We start from the raw sequence: 19,510 nt of genomic DNA on the forward strand, positions 1-19,510 counted from the left end.
AAAGGGAAGTGGGCAGCCGGAGTGGTGGTCAAGCAAGCAGTAGCTATTATTCCATAATAGCTACTAGAGGAAGCGTAGATCTGAGCATTTAGTGATAAGGACTGAGCGAATTTTGCTCCGTTTTTCTTATAATAGAAAAGGGATTTCACGCCAAGCTATTGTTTAGTTGGTATACGTTAGTTATCCAACGTGCTATTTTCAGCTGTTTCTTTCCCTCTAGACTACCAGTCGTTTTGAAGCAACTAATTGCTTCAGATGATAAGTGGAATCAAAATAATAGCTAAAGATGAGAAGCTCGCATATGGAGAAATCTCAAGTAAACAAGTGACTATATAGAGGCTTCGTTATGAGAGGAGTACGGTGATATTGGATGTCTGTATCGGTGGTAATATCTCCGAAGTCATGCTTTTATTTTGAACATCATTCCTATTTTCGTTATGATAAAGTGTACTACTAAATTTTCACACACGGATGGAATCATTTGATTTATATATACAAAAGGAGCGTTTAATGTGGAAACAATAATGGAAGCTGTTCATTTAATGGAAGCAAAGCAGAGTGAAAAAGCGATCGAGCTTTTAGAGAATTATCTGCCCATGGCTGATGAGGAAGAGAAATATACGATTGCTGAATTGTACATCCAATGGGGATATCTTCAAAAAGCAAGTGTATTACTACAAGCATTAATACAACAGTTTCCTGCAGAAGGAGAACTAAAGGTAACCTTGGCTGATATTTATATCGAATTGGAAGATGATGAAGCAGCCATACAATTATTAAACGAAATTCAAGAAGATGATCCGGCTTATGTACAGACGTTGATTCAGCTAGCTGATTTATATCAAGCACAGGGTTTATTTGAAGTAGCTGAGCAAAAATTACTGATGGCAAAGAATCGCGATCCTAATGAACCTATTCTGGACTTTGCTTTAGCAGAATTATATTTCTCTACAGGAGATTATCGAAAGGCAACAAATTATTACGAAAAAATTCTTCCTAAAGCAAAGGAAATTGCTAATGTTTCTATCAATGATCGAATTGCAGAGGCTTATGCCGCTTCTGGAGAATATGAACTAGCATTGACCTATTATCAAGATGAAGATAGCGAAAATCCGGATTCTTTATTTAAATATGGATTCACTGCTTATCAAGCGGGAAGAAGCGATATTGCAAGAAAAGCTTGGGAACATGTTATTGAGATTGATACGTATTATCATACTGCATATTATCAATTGGCTAAAGTGTATGAAGAGGAGGGGTTAGTGGAAAAAGCTTATGAAACAGCCCTAAAAGGCATTAAAGTGGATACCTTTAATAAAGAACTCTATTTTATGGCCGGCATGCTTGCCCATAAGCTTGAGAATGATGTGGAGAGTGAAACGCATATTAGGGAAGCCATTGCTATAGATCCTGACTTTAAAGAAGCCATCTTATTTTTGATTGAATTATTAAAAAATAAAGCAGATTTTAAAGGAATTATTGACTTAATTATCGAAATTAAACATACAGGAGCAGATGACCCTCAGTATGAATGGGAGCTTGCCCGTGCATATAATGAAACGGAATCATATGATAATGCATTAAAACACTATAATGCTGCATATACTAACCTTAAAGATGATACTGACTTTCTTAAGGAATATGGTTACTTCTTAACAGAGGAGGGGAGGATGAAAGAGGCAATACCTGTGTTTGAGGCATATCTAACAACGCATCCAATAGATGATGATATTAGTGAGTTCCTTGCTCGGTTGAAGCAATCAGATAGTGAAAAAGAGTTATAGAATGATCTTAGATGAATCGTGAAGGGGGCAAAGTCACTCATGCAAACACCAGTTTCCGTAGAAGATAAAAAGAGTTTTATCCAGTGGTTTTTAAATCATTATCAGTTAAAAAAACGTGAGAGCGTGTGGATACTAAATTATCTAGTGAACCATGATGAGTTACTTACCAACGTCCATTTTGTTAGGGAAGCTAAATTTTGCCCTAGAGGAATTATCATAACAAGTCATTGTTCAGAGGAGACAGCCTTTCGTTTCTACAAAAATCAATTGGTTACAAGTGATGCAGAGAAATCCTTTCATGATATTCGCTTGAATAAGCACGAACCATTGTATTTACAACTAAATTTTAAGAAATCATATCAAAATGCGTTATACATTGCTGTATTAGAAGAGAATCCGTTTATTCCAGATGAATATTTCATTACTCAAAAAGACCAAGAGCTTGCGAAGCAATTATTAGATCAATCGATTTTTGATTTTAAGAAAAAGCAATTGCATAAAAAAATTGATCTTGCGTTGGACGAAATGAATCAGGAAGCTTTTATTAAATTATCGAATGAATTAAAATCGCTTGAAGCAAGTAACCCTCATCAACCTAAATTGCTAAAGCAATAGGTTGATTTTTTTTGTGTTAATAAGATAATATTTACACATAGTGTAATATTTTTGGCAATGCTGTTAAACAATATAGAAAGGCTGATAACTATATGAAATGGAATAAAGCGGATTTAGCTCAATATCTGGAAGCAAAAGAATACATTGATACCATTCTGATACCATTAATTCCATATCAAATGTCTACGGAATCAGAGCTTGAAAAAAATGCATTTCAAAATGAACTAACTACAGTATTAGCTAATGACCTAGAAAAAGAACTTACAGGTAGAGTCATGCTAACTCCTTCTTACTACTATGTTAAGCATGCAACAAAAGAAGAGGAAATAGAAAGATTGCATGGTTGGATAACGGAGATTCAAAAGCAGCCGTTCTCCCATGTATTCTTTCTGACATTAGATGCTTCCTGGAAGAAACACGAACAAGTACTGAAAGGAACCTTACTGTGGCTACCTGGAATGAAATCTGGTGATCTACATTCAGCTGAGATGCATCGATTTGTTCGTGATCAGGTGGATCAAATTAGTGAATTAATCCGGTCTTATTGGTAATGAATAATTAAAAAACTTTTTGTTAACAAATATGAATATTTATTGACCGGACAAACAGTTTGCGCTATCATGGTTAATGTCCTAGTAATCTGATTAAACTATTATTGTCCGTGATCATTGTAAAAGAGGGGGGAAAATCATGAGTGAAAAGAAGCAGCAAGTATCCCGTAGACAGTTTTTAAATTATACGCTTACAGGTGTTGGCGGTTTCATGGCAGCTGGAATGCTTGCACCAATGTTGCGAATGGCAGTTGATCCAGTGTTACAAGAATCTGGTCATGGTGACTTGACGAATGTCAGTCTAGCTGTTGAGGATATTACTACAGAGCCTCAGCGTATTGATTGGAAAGTGAACCAAGTGGATGGCTGGTATGAATCTGAAGTAAACCGATCAGCTTGGGTATTCAAGAATGACAAAGATGAAATTCAAGCCTTTTCCCCAATTTGTAAACACCTAGGTTGTGTTGTATCTTGGGAAGGAAATGACCAATACCCTGATCAGTTCTACTGCCCATGTCATGATGGACGCTATTATAAAGATGGGACAAATGTGCCTGGCACACCACCTTTAAAACCATTGGATGTTTATGAATCAGAAGTTCGAGAAGGTATGTTATTCTTAGGCGACGCAGTACCAAGAGAGGGGGCGTAATCATTTATGCTACAAAAAATTTATGATTGGATAGACGATCGCATAGACATTACGCCAATCTGGCGCGATATTGCAGACCACGAAGTACCTGAACATGTTAACCCAGCACATCATTTTTCTGCATTTGTATATTGTTTTGGAGGGTTAACATTTTTTGTAGTAGTTATTCAGATTCTATCTGGAATGTTTCTAACGATGTATTATGTTCCAGACATTGAAAATGCTTGGAAGTCTGTTTACTATTTACAAACAGAGGTTGCACATGCACAAATTGTTCGTGGAATGCATCACTGGGGCGCTAGTGTTGTTATCGTAATGCTGTTATTACATACGTTGCGAGTGTTTTTCCAAGGAGCTTATAAAAAACCACGTGAACTTAACTGGATCGTTGGAGTTCTCATTTTCTTTATTATGCTTGGACTTGGATTCACTGGATATCTACTACCATGGGATAATAAAGCATATTTTGCAACACAGGTTGGCTTGGAAATTGCCGAACAAGTACCGTTTATTGGTGAGCAATTGAAAACGCTATTAGCTGGTGACGCAAATATCGTTGGTGCACAAACACTAACACGTTTCTTTGCGATTCATGTGTTCTTCCTGCCAGCAGCTTTATTTGGACTATTGGCAGTACACTTTATATTAATACGTAGACAAGGTATTTCAGGACCGCTATAAAAAGGAGGGGAAAGCATTGCATAAGGGTAAAGGTATGAAGTTTGTCGGAGATTCTCGTATCTCTGCTGAAAGAAAACCGAATGTACCAAAAGATTATTCCGAATATCCCGGTAGAACAGAAGCTTTCTGGCCCAACTTTTTATTAAAAGAGTGGTTGGTAGGTGCTGTGTTTTTAGTTGGGTTCTTGTGCTTGACCTTAGCTCATCCATCTCCTTTAGAGGGAATGGCCGATCCAACAAATGCATCCTATATTCCATTGCCGGACTGGTACTTCTTGTTCTTATATGAATTACTCAAATATCAATTCGCTAGTGGAGACTTTATTATTATGGGGATATTGGTCTTACCAGGTATCGCTTTTGGAGCGCTATTACTTGCTCCATTCCTTGATAATGGACCAGGAAGAAGACCTCATCAGCGTCCGGTAGCAGTTGGTATGATGCTATTGGCTCTTGCTTCTGTTATTTGGTTAACGTACGAATCTGCATCTCATGTTGATTGGGAATCACGTGCTGAGGCAAATAAACCAATACCTCCAGGGCAAGAGGTTGCAATAGACACAGAAGATCCAGGATATGCAATTTATGAGAATAGCTGTATGTCCTGTCATGGTGAAGACCTACAGGGTGGTGCAGCTGCTCCAGCATTAATTGGTACAGAACATTCTGCTGAAGAGATTGCTACCATTGCTAAAGATGGTACTGGATCAATGCCTCCTGGTCAATTTGCTGGTACAGATGAAGAATTGCAACAACTTGTTGACTTTATAGTATCGGTAAATGAGCAATCGCAGGAATAAGAATTAATAAAAACACCTTTGCCAATCAGATTGGTGGGGGTGTTTTTTATCATTCTACTCAAATATTCGTGAGTAATGTATTGAATCTCTAGGAAAAGAGGAACGATTTCTTGATAAAATGCATATTATTGGACAAACGCTTTTTAATGCTTTTATTTTTTATCAATTTAGCAGGTACCATTTATGGTTACAAATGGTATGAAAGTCAGTTATCCGTAACCCCTGACATATTTTTAATATTTGTTCCTGACAGTCCCACAGCTAGCTTATTCTTTACGATCTTTCTTTTATTTTTTATGTTCAACAGGCATGTACCGTATGTAGAGGCACTGGGTATCATTACGTTATTTAAGTATGGTATATGGGCGGTAGTAATGAATTTACTTACACTAGCTGTTGATGGTTCGCTAAATTGGCAAGGATATATGCTTATTGCTTCGCATGGTGCAATGGCAATCCAAGGGTTATTATATGCCCCCTATTATCAAATAAAGCTTCGTCATATTGCCGTAGCAGCAGTGTGGACATTACATAATGACATTATTGATTATGTATTTGAAATGATGCCGGTATACGGATCGCTCACCGAATATATGAACGAAATTGGTTATTTTACATTTTGGTTGAGTATTGTATCCATTTTCATTGCTTATTATCTGACGATACGTAAAAAAGAACACGATAATTAACGGCCCACCAACTGCAAAAATATCACTGTTATATAATATTATCCCGTATCATACATTAGTGTTAGAAGCTAAATATGGGGTGATCGCTATGATAAAAAACAAACTGGGTTCGGTTATTACATGCATATTAGTGATCATAGGGATGATTGGTTATTTTCATATACAGCCTATCATGATTGAAGCAAGCGTGCTCGTGCAAGCAAAGGAACCACCAAAGCAAAACGGGGACCTTCTTCCGCTGATTTGGACAGTTATAATTGTTGGTGGATGTATTGGGATTACATTAACCTACGTTAGTTGGAGAAAATATAAAGGTGAATCGAGGAAAAAAGCTAAAAAAGATAAAATAGTTGACTAACTACCTATTTTTGACTAAAATTGACCTTAACAAGGAGGAATGCAAACATGTTAGGTGGCTTTGGCGGTTACCTCATTTATCTAGCTTTACTATTGATAATCCCAATTTGGGCACAATCAAAGGTTAAGAATACCTATAAAAAATATTCTAAAAAAGCAACATCATCGTATATGACTGGTGCACAAGTTGCTCGTAAAATTTTGGACGAAAATGGATTATATCATGTAACAATCGAAGAAACTAAAGGTACATTGTCGGATCATTATGATCCGAGAAAAAAGGTTGTTCGACTTTCTACTGGAAACTATCACAGTCAATCCATGGCTGCTTCCGCTGTGGCAGCACATGAGGTTGGACATGCTATTCAAGATGCAGAAGACTATGCCTTCCTAAGATTTAGAAGTGCATTGGTACCTGTAGCAAGTTTTGGATCAAATATATCCTTCTTTCTTATTCTTGCAGGTATACTCCTTAACATGGGAGGATTATTCCTATTTGGTATCATTTTCATGTCAGCAGCAGTGCTATTTCAGCTCGTAACGTTGCCTGTTGAATTTGATGCATCGAATCGTGCGATGGCTCAGCTTGTATCTTCGGGTGTAATTCGAAATAACGAAGAACGTGAAACAAAGAAAGTGCTAAATGCAGCGGCATTAACTTATGTTGCAGCGGCACTAGTAGCAGTTGCTGAATTAGTGCGGTTTATCTTGATGTATGTTGCATCAAATAATGATTAGTAAGAATGAAGAAGGGGTTATTTTAACAGCCCATTAAATAAAAGAAACACTGACCATAGTGTATGAACATCACGGTCCGTGTTTCTTTTTGATTGTTTAGGAAATTATAAAGTTAACCGATGCGGATCAAGATGGGCGTATTGAGCCGCTTCCAGCTTCAGCGCCCAGAACCCTCCTTTATGTTGAGTAAGGTATGAAGAGGTAGACAATTATCTCGAATTAAGTTCTAATTCGATTGTTGTACCCTCTTAAAGAAATGGTTTTGCTTTTATTCCTGTATAGGATTTTTGTTTTCGTCTAATGTAAAGCCTTCCCCGAGTACATCGTGGACGGTGCTAACAGCAACAAATGCATGTGGATCAACGCTATTAATGATATTTTTTAAGCGTACAATTTCGTTTCTTGCTACGACACAGTATAATACGTCACGTTTGTCACCTGAGAAGCTCCCTCTCCCCTCTAATACAGTAACACCTCGATCCATATCTTTCAGTATTTTGGCAGCAATATCATTACTTTGACTGGAGATGATGGTAGCCCCTTTTGCTGAATATGCCCCTTCCTGTAGGAAGTCAATGACTCTGGCACCGATATACACAGCTAACAATGTATACATCCCTTGCTTTAAGTCTAATATTGCAAATACAGAAGTCATGATGACGATAAAATCAAAGAGAAACATGGTTCTCCCCATGCTCCATCCAACATATTTATTAACGAGCCTTGCAATAATATCGACACCACCAGTGGTACCGCCAAACCGGAAAATAATTCCTAAACCTACCCCGATAAATACCCCTGCAAAGAGCGCGACTAGAGTCATGTCTGATTCAAGATGCAAATCAAATGGATTGATTTGGAATATACTTAGAAACAGTGATACCGCTCCAGTCCCAATTATGCTATATATAAATGAATTTCGTCCTAGAAACTTCCAGCCGATTAAAAATAGTGGAATGTTTAAAATTATATTTGTAATCGCTGGATCCCATTTCCAAAGGAAATATAGCAATAGCGTAATTCCAGTAAATCCGCCTTCACCTAGATTGTGCTGCATATTAAAGTGAACAATACCAAAAGAAAATATGGCAGATCCTAATAAAATAAATAGTATATTTTTTACTTTTAATCCAAATATCAAACGAAAACCTCCTACTTTCTAACGATGTCCATTCCTATTAACAGTATAGACAAACTATCTATAAAGAACAATTCTATTTTTTTAGGAAGTTTAAAAAAGTTCCATAATGGAAGGGTTATGAATTAAATATTTGTCAAAACAACGTGGATTAGCTACGATAATAGTAGCAAATATGAATATAGGGGGAGATTTCCATTACTATAACCAATTACTCTACAAAAGAGATACAAGAACGAGTTGATAACTATATCAGCCAATTTAAAGAAGGTTATTTCTCTCCATTAAGTTTAATGGCTAGATTGACGGAAGAAGTTGGAGAACTAGCAAGAGAAGTAAATCATTATTATGGCGAAAAGCCTAAAAAGCCTTCCGAACAGGAAAGGACAGTAGAGGAAGAATTAGGTGATATTATTTTTGTGCTTTCTTGTTTCGCTAACTCATTGGATATAGACTTATCGGAAGCATTTCATTCATCGATAACTAAAATTGAATCACGCGATAAACATAGATGGACCAGAAAAGACTAGTTATACATAAAAGGAGAATGTCACATGGCAATTAACGTTGTAATAGCAGGCCCAAGAGGAAAAATGGGTTCAGAAGCAGTCAAAATGGTAGAAAAGGAAACTGAATTTCGTCTCGTAGCATGTATTGATCGTAAACATGGAGGAAAAACGTTACAAGAGGTAGTTCCTCATTTTTCCATCGACGTTCCGATATATGAGGATGCTGAGACTTGCTTTAATGAGAATAATGAGGTAGATGTACTGGTTGATTTGACTGTTCCTGAAGCAGGTTACCAGCACACAAAAATTGCTCTAGCACACCATGTACGTCCTGTAGTCGGGACGACCGGTTTCTCCGAATTACAAATAGAGGAGCTAAGCTCCATTTCAAATTCTCAAAATGTCGGCTGTTTGATTGCGCCAAACTTTGCAATCGGAGCTGTCTTAATGATGAAGTTTGCAAAAATGGCTGCTACATATTTTCCTGACGTGGACATTATTGAGAAGCATCATGATAACAAACTAGATGCTCCTTCTGGAACAGCCATTAAGACAGCTGAATTAATCCGAGAAACAAGAACAGCTAAAAAGCAAGGGCATCCAAACGAAAAAGAAACATTGCCTGGTGCAAGAGGCGCTGATATAGATGGGATTAAGATCCATAGTGTACGTTTACCTGGTCTGGTTGCACATCAAGAAGTAATATTCGGAAGCGATGGGCAAACACTTACCATAAAACATGACTCTATGGATCGTGCTTCCTTTATGGAAGGAGTTAAACTTGGAATTAACAAGGTAATGGAAGAGCGACGGCTTATATATGGTTTGGAAAATATATTATAGGGTGGGAATTGTATGAAAATGAACATTGCATTAATTGCTCATGATAAAAAGAAGAAAGATATCATTAATTTTAGTATTGCCTATCAACATACGTTAAAGAAGCATAACTTATATGCAACTGGTACAACAGGAAAGATGGTAGCTGAGGCAACGGGTCTTGATGTGAATTTATTTCAATCAGGACCACTAGGTGGAGATCAACAAATTGGAGCAATGATAGCAAATGATAAAATGGATATGATCATCTTTCTTAGAGATCCATTAACAGCTCAGCCACATGAGCCTGATGTTAGTGCCTTGATGCGATTATGCGATGTTTATTACATCCCACTGGCTACTAACATTGCAGCAGCAGAAATCTTTGTCAGGGGCCTTGACAATGGCGATTTCCAATGGAGGGAGATCGTAAAAGAAAAGAAGGAAAAGGATAATCGCAAATGAGGAAAATAGGCATTACTTGTTATCCTAGTGTTGGCGGATCAGGTATAATCGCTACTGAATTAGGTATGCTCTTAGCAGAAAGAGGGAATGAAGTACATTTTATTACATCAAGCTTGCCATTTCGATTAAATCGAATTAATCCTCGAATATATTTTCATGAGGTAGAATTAAATCATTATCCAGTTTTTCAATACCCACCATATGATTTAGCGCTGGCAGCAAAAATGGCAGAGGTTATTAACAGAGAGAAGCTTGATATCTTACATGTTCATTATGCAATGCCCCACGCCATAAGTGCGCTTTTAGCGAAGGATATCGCAGAACATGATGTGAAGATTGTAACAACACTACACGGAACTGATATAACTGTATTAGCAATCGATGATATATTTAAAAACATGATTAAGCATGGAATTGAAAAGTCAGATGCCGTAACCGCGGTTTCACATTATTTAGCTGATCATACTGCAGATTTATTACATGTTAATAAAGAAATAGAAGTAATCTATAATTTTGTAAATGAAAAGCAGTATTATCGTAAAGAGATGCCAATTATCAAGGAGCAGTATGGGATAGCCCCAGAAGAAAAAGTGGTTGTGCATATTTCTAATTTTCGTAAAGTAAAACGGCTTCCAGATGTCATACAAACGTTTCAGCTAATCCAAGAAAATATACCAAGCAAACTTCTACTTATTGGTGATGGACCAGAGTATGGTACTGCTTCAGCCTTAGTTGAAGAGCTAGGTTTAGATGAAAAAGTATTATTTTTAGGGAAACAAAAGAACATTAATGAATTATTATCGATTTGCGATTTAAAGCTGCTGCTTTCTGAAAAGGAAAGCTTTGGACTAGTATTACTAGAGGCGATGGCTTGTGGAGTTCCTTGTATCGGGACGAATATCGGTGGAATACCAGAAGTAATACAGCATGGAGAAACTGGCTATATTACTGAGCTTGGTGATACAAAACAAGCAGCAACTTATGCGATAAAGATATTATCCAATCAAGAACAACATCAACGGTTCGCTGCGAATGCACTTGAAATGGTTCATACGCAATTTCATTCTAAAGAAATCGTTGAACATTATGAACGATTATATGATAAAGTATTAGATACTCCGTAGAAATGGTGATCATATGTATAATGAATCTTTCCAAAAAGCAATAAAAGTAATTGAACGAATTGAGGGCTATCATCATCAGGCTTTTTTTGTTGGTGGATGTGTCAGGGACTATTTATTAAATCGACCAGTAGGAGATATAGATATTGCAACATCAGCAACACCCGAGTTTTTACAAGAGATCTTTCATAACGTTATACCAGTAGGTATTGAGCACGGAACTGTTATTGTCCGCTTTGAAAAAGAATCTTTTGAGGTAACCACATTTCGAGTGGATGGATCGTATTCCGATCAGAGACATCCTGACTCGGTTACATATATCGACAAAATTGATAAGGATTTAGCAAGAAGGGATTTTACGATAAACGCTTTAGCCATGAGTCGTCATGGCGCCATAATTGATTTATTTCAGGGCAAGCAGGACCTTGAAAATAGAATTATTCGCACAGTAGGGAATGGAAGAGAGCGATTTATGGAAGATCCGTTACGAATAATTCGGGCATTACGATTTAGTAGTCAGCTTGGCTTTAAAATTGATGAAACGACACTAAAGCATATGAAACAAGTGAAGCAGCAGATTGGTAATTTAGCGATTGAAAGGATTACCAATGAATTCACGAAATTTTTTGCAGGAAATTATATTTCGCAAGGTTGCACGTATTTGAGAGATACCGGTGTTTATAAATATCTTCCTGTATTTAAGGATCATGAGCAGCTATTTCATGACGTTGCTTCTATTAAGCAACCTCTATATTCGTTTGGTGAGGTAATGGCTGTTTGCCATTTATTAAAGCCATCACTTAACATATCGATGTGGACAAAAGCATGGAAATGTTCAAACAAAGTGAAGAACGAAGCAATTCAACTGTCGATGCACATAGATACATGGAAAAAATTAGGGGTATCACCGCTGCTGGTATATCAGCTTCCTGAATATTTATATGAGTCATTCGTGAGGGTGGCGAGTATAGTCGATCCAACAAGTCCGATTCAACTCACGGATTTATGGGGAATTTACGAAACACTGCCGATTAAATCAAGAACAGAACTAGCAGTGAACGGAAATGATATCATACGTTTATTTCCTAGTTACAAAAAGGGGCCATGGATTAACGATCTATTAAATAACCTTGAAAAACAAATTGTTTTACATGGTTTACCTAATCAATACGAAACGATAAAGGAGTGGATAAAATGGAATCCACCCGAAATAAGTTAATAAAATTATTAGCTGAACATACGGAGGATTATATTTCTGGACAGATGCTTTCAGAAAAACTAAATATCTCACGAAGCGCTATCTGGAAACATATGAAGGAACTAGAGCGAGATGGTTACCAAATAGAAGCAAAATCAAAGGTGGGCTACCGAATTATCGGTTTTCCCGAAAGGATAACTGAAAATACGATACAATGGGGACTTAAGACGAAATGGCTTGGAAAAAAAGTAATTCATAGGGAAGTCACGAATTCAACCCAAGTTGTTGCACATCAAGAAGCCAAGGAGAACAAAGGACATGGTACCGTCGTTATTGCTGATGAGCAAAAAATCGGTAGGGGAAGAATGAGCCGAGCTTGGCATTCCAAAAGAGGCAGCGGCATGTGGTTAAGTATGATTTTACGGCCAGAGTTACCGCCATATCTTGCTCCGCAATTAACATTATTAACTGCAGTAGCATTAGCTGATACAATAAGTGACATGACAGGTACAGAACCTTTGATCAAATGGCCCAATGATATATTATTTGCCAATCAAAAGAAATGTGCTGGCATATTGACCGAGATGCAGGCAGAACAAGATAAAATTCAATACGTAGTAATCGGTGTTGGTCTAAACGTTAATCAGCAATTATCAGATTGGCCAGAAGAAATCCAAGAAAGAGCCACTTCATTACAAATTGAAACGAATCAATCATGGTCTATTCAGTCAATTATTCAAGAATTTTTATGTACGTTTGAAAAGACGTATGATATGTATATGAAAAAGGGCTTTGTTGAGATAAAGAAAAAATGGGAAGCTTACGGCTTTAAAATAGGTGAATGGATAACGATTTACACATTACAGGAGAAGAAGAAAGCAATATTTGCAGGGATTGCATCTGATGGGGCGTTATTAATCAGAAATGAGTCTGGTAAAGTAGAACGCTTGTATTCTGGGGAAATTGATTGGTTTAATAAAAAAGCGTAATTTACCGTTAAAAGTGAAGCTCATTTTATATTGACCACAAACGAAATCCTGTTATGATAAATACGATGTAAAACGAATTGATGTACTGGTTGCTAGAAGTGAGGTGAAAAGATGGAAAGATATGTTGTAATTGACTTAGAAACAACTGGTAACGCTCCAGGTAAAGAGGATAAGATTATCGAAGCGGGTCTTGTAATTATCGAAAATAATACAATCATTGATAGCTATTCCACCTTACTAAATCCAGGAAAGGAAATTCCATTATTTATTACAAATTTAACAGGAATCTCTGACAAAGATGTAGAGGATGCTCCTTTATTTGAAGAAAGAGCCGATGAAATAACACGTTTGTTTGAAGACAGCTATTTAATCGCACACAATGTTCCTTTCGACCTAGGTTTTTTAAATACTGAATTAGAAAACTGTGGTAGGAATAAATTAACAACCCCGATACTTGATACTGTTGAACTAGCAAGAATCTTATTTCCGAGATCTCCAAGCTTTAAATTAAGCCAGTTGTCTGAATATCTTAAGTTGCAGCATAATGAGCCACATCGTGCATTATCAGATGCATATGTAACAGCAAAGCTGTTTTTAAGATTAAAGGAGAAATTAGAATCTTTACCTTATGAAACAATAGAACAGCTGTTGAAAATAGAGAAAACATTAAAATCAGATGTATATCAATTACTTCACTCTAGACAGCAGGCTTTACTTTTTTCTTCTGAGGATATATCTGGTATAGAAACATATCGGGGACTCGCTTATCGTCAAACGGAACCACAGTCTTACCAAGTTCGCACGCTTGATTTATCGTTTGGTGAGTACTTGGATCATATATACGAAGAAAATGGAGCAATGGAAAAGCAAATAAATAACTATGAAAAGCGCGTCGGTCAACGTGAGATGTCAGAAACAATTTTTGATGCCTTTCAGAGTCACCAACACGCATTCATAGAGGCAGAGACAGGTACGGGAAAGTCGCTCGCATACCTTATTCCTACAATATATGAAGCAATCAAAGACCAGAAACGGATTGTCATAAGTACGTTTACTACTCAGCTACAATCACAATTATTAGAAGAAGAATTACCGATGGTAAATAAATTAGTTAATTTCCCATTACATGCGACTTTACTGAAAGGGAAGTCCCATTACATTAGCTTGGAAAAATTGGAACATGAATTACGTGATTCTCAACAGGACAATTACGATATTGCCTTAACAAAAGCGATAATACTTGTGTGGTTGACAGAGACCGTAACAGGGGATATAGATGAAATTCAACTTCCATCCAGTGGCTACCTCTTCTTTCGACGTATATCTGCTGATACGGAAGAAAATGTTGATCCGACTTCACCTTGGTTTGCTAGATCGTATTATCAGAAGGCGCGTAAAAGAGCTCAGCGTGCAGATATTGTTATTACAAATCATGCTTTACTATGCACGGATATGTTTAATGAATATCAGTTACTCCCAAGTTATGATAAAGCAATAATTGATGAGGCACATCATTTGGAGGATACGGCATCAAGACATTATGGACTTAAGCTAGATTATATTCACATGCAGTATATGTTGAATCAGTTAGGAAAAACAGAAGATAACAAGCTCCTAACGAATCTAATTAATACGTACCAAATAAATCATGATCAGCTTCCATTAGAAAAATGGGATTATATTATTGAGGAAGCTAAATATGAAACAGATGATTTATTTCGTCATTTATTTCAATATGTAGTAGATCAACATAAGTCAAACAAGACTTTAAGTGATATTGGAAGAACACAATATCGATTCTCTCATGAAAAGGAACATCCTGAGAAATGGGATGCCATTAAGGAAATGGTTAATCGTTTACTATTTTATCTGCGTGATTTAATCCACGGATTAGCTGTTATGGTACATTACTTAGAAAAGAAAGAAGAGATCGAAAGACAGGATAAAGAGCGTATCCAATTACATACAGAGCAGCTGCAAAGCTATATTGATCGACTTGAAGAGCTTTTCCTTGTCGAAGAAACAAGCGAGCAAGTAAAGTGGATAGAAATTGAAGCTTATGGAGCAAAGAATGCAGTTTATTTATATAGTGAGCCAACAAATGTTGCCGGTTTACTAGCAAAAGATTTCTTTGCTAGTAAAGAAAGTATTATTTTAACAAGTGCTACATTGACCATGAATCAATCCTTTCAATTTATTCAGGATAGATTAGGTATTAGTGCTGACAGGTTAATTACAAAACAAATTGAATCGCCCTTTTCTTATAAAGATCAAGTTCAATTAATGGTTCCGAACGATTTTCCAGATATCAAATATGGAAATATCGATGAATTTATATATGCTACATGTGAATCAATTATTTCATTGGCAGAAATAACAGCAGGAAGGATGCTAGTACTGTTTACTTCTTACGATATGTTAAAGCGGGCTCATGCCCTTTTGAAGGAAACATTAGACCTAAGTAGTTATGCCTTAATTGCTCAAGGAATCTCAAGTGGTAGCCGAGCCAGATTAAAGAAAAATTTCCAGACCTTTAATCAAGCCATTCTATTAGGAACAAGTTCCTTCTGGGAGGGTGTGGATATTCCAGGTGAAGATTTATCGTGTTTAATGATCGTGCGATTGCCATTTCAACCCCCAGATCATCCAGTACACGAAGCTAAATCCGCCTATTTAAAAGAACAAGGAAAAAATCCGTTTATGGAATTTTCTTTACCTAATGCCGTCATTCGATTTAAACAGGGGTTCGGCAGATTAATTCGCTCTTCTAGTGATAGAGGAATTGTATTTGTATGTGATGCACGAATGGTTAAGGCGCGCTACGGCAAATATTTTATCGACTCTATTCCACCTGTTCCATTATCTGTTGATTCTACTCAGAAGCTCATGGAAAAAGCCAAGAATTGGTTTTAGTGGTGAAGCCATAAAACGTGAAAGGTGCATGTACAAAAAAGACTGATGCTCGAGGCAAGAGCATCAGTAATAAAGAAGTGGTATGGGTGAGAAAAATTTTGCTAAAAACAATAAAAACAAAACACAACTTGCTATAAGCTTGTTATACTATACGTATGTGTTTGAGTTTATTTTATTTCAGCATATATATAGGTTTCACTTAGCTTGCGAAAGTATGATTAACAATTTTTTGATAAAAAGGGTATTTTACTGGAGGGATAAGATGGATAATAAAATAGAAACATTATCAACAGTTAAGCTCCAATATTCATCAGATCTTTATAAAATAGTTGATAGTTTAAATAGAACATTAAAAGAGCAGGATTTAATGTTCGGTCTAGCATTGGATGATAACGATGAGGATCAGGCAATCTTCACGATTTACCGGACCTAAATGGTTAAAATGGAGCTTACTGATTAGCATAATTATCCTAATTTCCTGTTTTATTTATATGATATTTCTATATGTCGATTTAAAAGAAAGTAAAACCGCAGGCTATGCTGAAACAGAAAGGCAATTATTAAAGGCGAACGCCCTTACAGAAGTAACAGCCATCAAAACATTCAATGGAGAAAAGGCCTATCATGTCGTGTTTGGAAAAGATGGTAAGGAAGAAAAAATTATTTTCTATCCGCTTGAAGGAAAAAAGAAAAATTTGACGACGATTAATCAATCGGAAATTATAGCAGAAGATGCTATAATAGATGATTGGAAACAGCAGTGTAATCAATGTGAATTTGTAAAAATAACACCGGCACTTGTAAATGAAAATGCTCTTTGGGAACTTACTTATAAAGATCAATCTGGTCGATATGTGTTGGATTATTTATCGATCTATGATGGGTCTAGGTATGAGCAGTATCGTTTAAAACGAATGTTTAATTAAAAGGAATGCTAACATAGAAAGGTGATATTAGTGGAACTAGCAAATCGAGTAAAAACCTTAACACCATCCTCAACCTTAGCAATAACAGCAAAAGCCAAAGAATTAAAAAAGCAAGGTCATGATGTCATTGCTCTAGGAGCGGGTGAGCCTGATTTTAATACACCAGAATTCATTTTAAATGCTGCACAAAACGCAATGCGTGAAGGAATGACTAAATATACGCCATCGGGTGGAATAGTGGAGCTAAAACAAGCGATCGTATCTAAATTTAAAGCAGATAATCACCTGGATTATTCGACCGATCAAATTATTGTCACAACAGGTGCAAAACACGCACTTTATACATTATTTCAAGTATTGCTAAATGAAGGGGACGAAGTAATAATACCTGCCCCATACTGGGTTAGCTATCCAGAACAGGTTAAGTTAGCAGGTGGCAGTCCGGTATTTTTGACAGCAAGTGAAGAAAACGGATTTAAATTGACACCAGCACAACTTGAAAATGCGATAACTGATAAAACGAAAGCTGTAATTATAAACTCACCTAGTAATCCAACAGGTATGATGTATACAGAGGAAGAACTTAAGCAAATAGGAGAAGTTTGTTTAAGGCATGATATACTTATCGTTTCAGATGAAATTTATGAGAAGCTGATTTACTCAGGGGATCCACATATTTCAATTGCTCAACTTTCTAGCGATTTGCAGGAACAGACTGTTGTTATAAATGGGGTATCCAAGTCACATGCTATGACGGGCTGGAGAATTGGATATGCAGCTGGACCTATTGCTATCATAAAGGCAATGACAAGTTTAGCTTCACACTCAACATCAAATCCTACATCTATTGCGCAATATGCAGCTCTTGCAGCATATCAGATGGACGGAGAACCTGTCGAAGGGATGAAGCAGGTATTTGCCGAACGCCTAGAAAAACTCTATGAACTCTTACTTGAAATACCAGGTGTTACCTGTATTAAACCGAAGGGAGCCTTCTATCTGTTTCCAAATGTAGAAGAAGCATCAAGAAATAATGGATTTGCTTCTGTGGATGAATGGGTAAGTGCTTTGTTAGAAGAGGAAAAAGTTGCACTTGTACCAGGCTCTGGGTTCGGCTCACCAAATAATGTGCGTCTATCCTATGCCACATCAATGGAAGCTTTAATAGAGGCAGCTACACGAATAAAACGATTTGTATTAAAGCACCAATCTTAATCGTATCAGGAGGTAATTTTTTTGAAAATAACTATTTCACAAGCACCAGCACACAATGATCAAACAGTTACCATGGGAGCATGGCTCGCCAATAAGCGTTCAAGTGGAAAGATTGCCTTTTTGCAACTACGTGATGGTACTGGTTTTATACAAGGAGTAGTTGTTAAAAATGATGTCAGTGAAGAAACCTTTCAACTGGCTAAAAATTTAACCCAAGAATCCTCTGTTTACATAACTGGTAAAATTGTTGAGGACACCCGCTCTCCGTTTGGTTATGAAATGCAAGTAAGTGATATTGAATTAATACATGAGTCCATTGATTTTCCAATAACTCCTAAGGAGCATGGAACTGAGTTTTTAATGGATCATCGTCATTTATGGCTACGCTCTAAAAAACAACATGCTGTAATGAAAATACGAAATGAAATTATTCGCGCAACGTATCAATTCTTTAATGAGAACGGATATGTAAAAATTGATCCTCCTATTCTAACAGGTTCTTCCGCTGAAGGAACAACGGAATTATTTCACACAAAATACTTTGACGAGGAAGCCTATTTGTCACAAAGTGGTCAGCTATATATGGAAGCAGCTGCTATGGCTTTTGGTAAAGTATTCTCCTTTGGTCCTACTTTTCGAGCAGAAAAATCGAAAACACGCAGACATTTGATTGAGTTCTGGATGATTGAACCAGAAATGGCTTTTGTTGACCATCAAGAAAGTCTTGAAATTCAAGAGAATTACGTGAGCTTTGTTGTGCAAAGTGTTTTAGAAAATTGTAAGCTAGAATTACAGGTATTAGAAAGAGATACTGAAAAATTAGAAAAGGTAAAAGCACCATTCCCACGAATCTCTTATGATGATGCGATTGATCTTTTAAAAGACAAAGGATTTACGGATATTGAATGGGGAGAAGACTTTGGTGCACCTCATGAAACTGCGATTGCTGAAAGCTTTGATAAGCCAGTATTTATCACAAATTACCCAGCAGAGATTAAAGCATTCTACATGAAGCCTGACCCTAATCGTTCGGATGTTGTTTTATGTGCAGATCTTATTGCTCCTGAGGGATATGGAGAAATTATAGGTGGTTCGCAACGTATTGATGATTTAGAGCTTATGAAAGAGCGCTATGAACAGCATGACTTAACAGGCGAAGCCTATAAATGGTATCTAGAGCTAAGGCAATACGGTAGTGTTCCTCACTCAGGTTTTGGTCTAGGATTAGAAAGGACAGTCGCTTGGATATCTGGTGTAGATCATGTACGTGAAACAATTCCTTTTCCAAGATTACTTAACCGGCTTTATCCATAAATGAGGATTTTTTTAGTGACTAGCTATCAGCTTTTTT

General features: G+C 36.8%; 20 protein-coding genes and 1 pseudogene. 20 read left to right on the top strand and 1 reads right to left on the bottom strand.

Annotated features, from left to right (window positions below; all coding sequences use genetic code 11):
* The first annotated feature begins 512 nt into the window (after positions 1 to 512).
* The 9 genes and pseudogenes from Q1A47_RS11690 (at position 513) to Q1A47_RS11730 (ending at position 6,866) form a co-directional block, all read left to right on the top strand.
* Positions 513 to 1,784, top strand: a complete 1,272-nt coding sequence (locus tag Q1A47_RS11690) for a lipopolysaccharide assembly protein LapB (RefSeq protein ID WP_166530095.1) — start codon at positions 513 to 515, stop codon at positions 1,782 to 1,784.
* Between the two features lie 39 nt (positions 1,785 to 1,823).
* Entirely contained in the window at positions 1,824 to 2,399 is a 576-nt protein-coding gene (locus Q1A47_RS11695; RefSeq protein WP_026681007.1) for a ReoY family proteolytic degradation factor, read from the top strand.
* Positions 2,400 to 2,491: 92 nt separating this feature from the next.
* Positions 2,492 to 2,950 carry a DUF2487 family protein gene (locus Q1A47_RS11700; RefSeq protein WP_026681006.1) on the top strand — a complete coding sequence of 153 codons (459 nt, stop codon included), beginning with the start codon at positions 2,492 to 2,494 and terminating at the stop codon, positions 2,948 to 2,950.
* A 139-nt stretch (positions 2,951 to 3,089) separates the two neighbouring features.
* Positions 3,090 to 3,602: a ubiquinol-cytochrome c reductase iron-sulfur subunit gene (locus Q1A47_RS11705; protein ID WP_026681005.1), complete on the top strand. Its 513-nt coding sequence runs from the start codon at positions 3,090 to 3,092 to the stop codon at positions 3,600 to 3,602.
* A 6-nt stretch (positions 3,603 to 3,608) separates the two neighbouring features.
* Positions 3,609 to 4,283, top strand: coding sequence for a menaquinol-cytochrome c reductase cytochrome b subunit (gene qcrB / locus Q1A47_RS11710; protein ID WP_026681004.1), 675 nt, complete (start codon positions 3,609 to 3,611; stop codon positions 4,281 to 4,283).
* Between the two features lie 16 nt (positions 4,284 to 4,299).
* Complete coding sequence (locus Q1A47_RS11715; protein WP_026681003.1) at positions 4,300 to 5,082, top strand: menaquinol-cytochrome c reductase cytochrome b/c subunit; 783 nt, start codon at positions 4,300 to 4,302, stop codon at positions 5,080 to 5,082.
* Between the two features lie 110 nt (positions 5,083 to 5,192).
* On the top strand, positions 5,193 to 5,771 hold the full coding sequence (locus Q1A47_RS11720; protein WP_026681002.1) for a DUF1405 domain-containing protein: 579 nt from the start codon (positions 5,193 to 5,195) through the stop codon (positions 5,769 to 5,771).
* Between the two features lie 238 nt (positions 5,772 to 6,009).
* Positions 6,010 to 6,129 (top strand): annotated as a pseudogene (locus tag Q1A47_RS11725) (sporulation protein YpjB); the annotation flags it as partial.
* A gap of 47 nt (positions 6,130 to 6,176) precedes the next feature.
* Positions 6,177 to 6,866 carry a zinc metallopeptidase gene (locus Q1A47_RS11730; RefSeq protein ID WP_026681000.1) on the top strand — a complete coding sequence of 230 codons (690 nt, stop codon included), beginning with the start codon at positions 6,177 to 6,179 and terminating at the stop codon, positions 6,864 to 6,866.
* Between the two features lie 268 nt (positions 6,867 to 7,134).
* Here Q1A47_RS11730 and Q1A47_RS11735 read toward each other — a convergent pair whose 3' ends face one another.
* On the bottom strand, positions 7,135 to 8,007 hold the full coding sequence (locus tag Q1A47_RS11735) for a YitT family protein (protein ID WP_205601734.1): 873 nt from the start codon (positions 8,005 to 8,007) through the stop codon (positions 7,135 to 7,137).
* Positions 8,008 to 8,207: 200 nt separating this feature from the next.
* Between Q1A47_RS11735 and Q1A47_RS11740 the strand changes: the two genes are divergently transcribed.
* From Q1A47_RS11740 to asnS, 11 genes are all read left to right on the top strand, one after another.
* Positions 8,208 to 8,534 carry a nucleotide pyrophosphohydrolase gene (locus Q1A47_RS11740; protein WP_026680998.1) on the top strand — a complete coding sequence of 109 codons (327 nt, stop codon included), beginning with the start codon at positions 8,208 to 8,210 and terminating at the stop codon, positions 8,532 to 8,534.
* Between the two features lie 24 nt (positions 8,535 to 8,558).
* Positions 8,559 to 9,356, top strand: coding sequence for a 4-hydroxy-tetrahydrodipicolinate reductase (dapB, locus tag Q1A47_RS11745; protein ID WP_026680997.1), 798 nt, complete (start codon positions 8,559 to 8,561; stop codon positions 9,354 to 9,356).
* Between the two features lie 18 nt (positions 9,357 to 9,374).
* Entirely contained in the window at positions 9,375 to 9,797 is a 423-nt protein-coding gene (gene mgsA, locus Q1A47_RS11750) for a methylglyoxal synthase (RefSeq protein WP_121605893.1), read from the top strand.
* Positions 9,794 to 10,921, top strand: a complete 1,128-nt coding sequence (gene bshA / locus Q1A47_RS11755; RefSeq protein WP_026680995.1) for an N-acetyl-alpha-D-glucosaminyl L-malate synthase BshA — start codon at positions 9,794 to 9,796, stop codon at positions 10,919 to 10,921. The genes mgsA and bshA overlap by 4 nt, the downstream gene beginning before the upstream one ends.
* Before the next feature lie 13 nt (positions 10,922 to 10,934).
* Positions 10,935 to 12,137, top strand: a complete 1,203-nt coding sequence (locus tag Q1A47_RS11760; RefSeq protein ID WP_026680994.1) for a CCA tRNA nucleotidyltransferase — start codon at positions 10,935 to 10,937, stop codon at positions 12,135 to 12,137.
* The gene (locus Q1A47_RS11765) at positions 12,113 to 13,105 is read left to right on the top strand and encodes a biotin--[acetyl-CoA-carboxylase] ligase (RefSeq protein ID WP_026680993.1); all 993 of its coding nucleotides are present in this window, start codon (positions 12,113 to 12,115) and stop codon (positions 13,103 to 13,105) included. Before Q1A47_RS11760 ends, Q1A47_RS11765 begins: the two co-directional genes overlap by 25 nt.
* 111 nt (positions 13,106 to 13,216) lie before the next feature.
* Positions 13,217 to 16,018 (top strand): ATP-dependent DNA helicase DinG, encoded by a 2,802-nt coding sequence (dinG, locus tag Q1A47_RS11770; RefSeq protein WP_026680992.1) that lies wholly within the window; start codon positions 13,217 to 13,219, stop codon positions 16,016 to 16,018.
* Between the two features lie 262 nt (positions 16,019 to 16,280).
* The gene (locus Q1A47_RS11775; RefSeq protein ID WP_080668675.1) at positions 16,281 to 16,451 is read left to right on the top strand and encodes a YpmA family protein; all 171 of its coding nucleotides are present in this window, start codon (positions 16,281 to 16,283) and stop codon (positions 16,449 to 16,451) included.
* Positions 16,414 to 16,944: a DUF5590 domain-containing protein gene (locus Q1A47_RS11780; protein ID WP_026680991.1), complete on the top strand. Its 531-nt coding sequence runs from the start codon at positions 16,414 to 16,416 to the stop codon at positions 16,942 to 16,944. The genes Q1A47_RS11775 and Q1A47_RS11780 overlap by 38 nt, the downstream gene beginning before the upstream one ends.
* A 30-nt stretch (positions 16,945 to 16,974) precedes the next feature.
* Positions 16,975 to 18,159 carry a pyridoxal phosphate-dependent aminotransferase gene (locus Q1A47_RS11785; RefSeq protein WP_026680990.1) on the top strand — a complete coding sequence of 395 codons (1,185 nt, stop codon included), beginning with the start codon at positions 16,975 to 16,977 and terminating at the stop codon, positions 18,157 to 18,159.
* Between the two features lie 21 nt (positions 18,160 to 18,180).
* On the top strand, positions 18,181 to 19,473 hold the full coding sequence (gene asnS, locus Q1A47_RS11790) for an asparagine--tRNA ligase (RefSeq protein ID WP_121605098.1): 1,293 nt from the start codon (positions 18,181 to 18,183) through the stop codon (positions 19,471 to 19,473).
* Positions 19,474 to 19,510: the final 37 nt, after the last annotated feature.

Source organism: uncultured Virgibacillus sp. (assembly GCF_947495635.1).
Taxonomy (GTDB): domain Bacteria; phylum Bacillota; class Bacilli; order Bacillales; family Amphibacillaceae; genus Virgibacillus; species Virgibacillus salarius.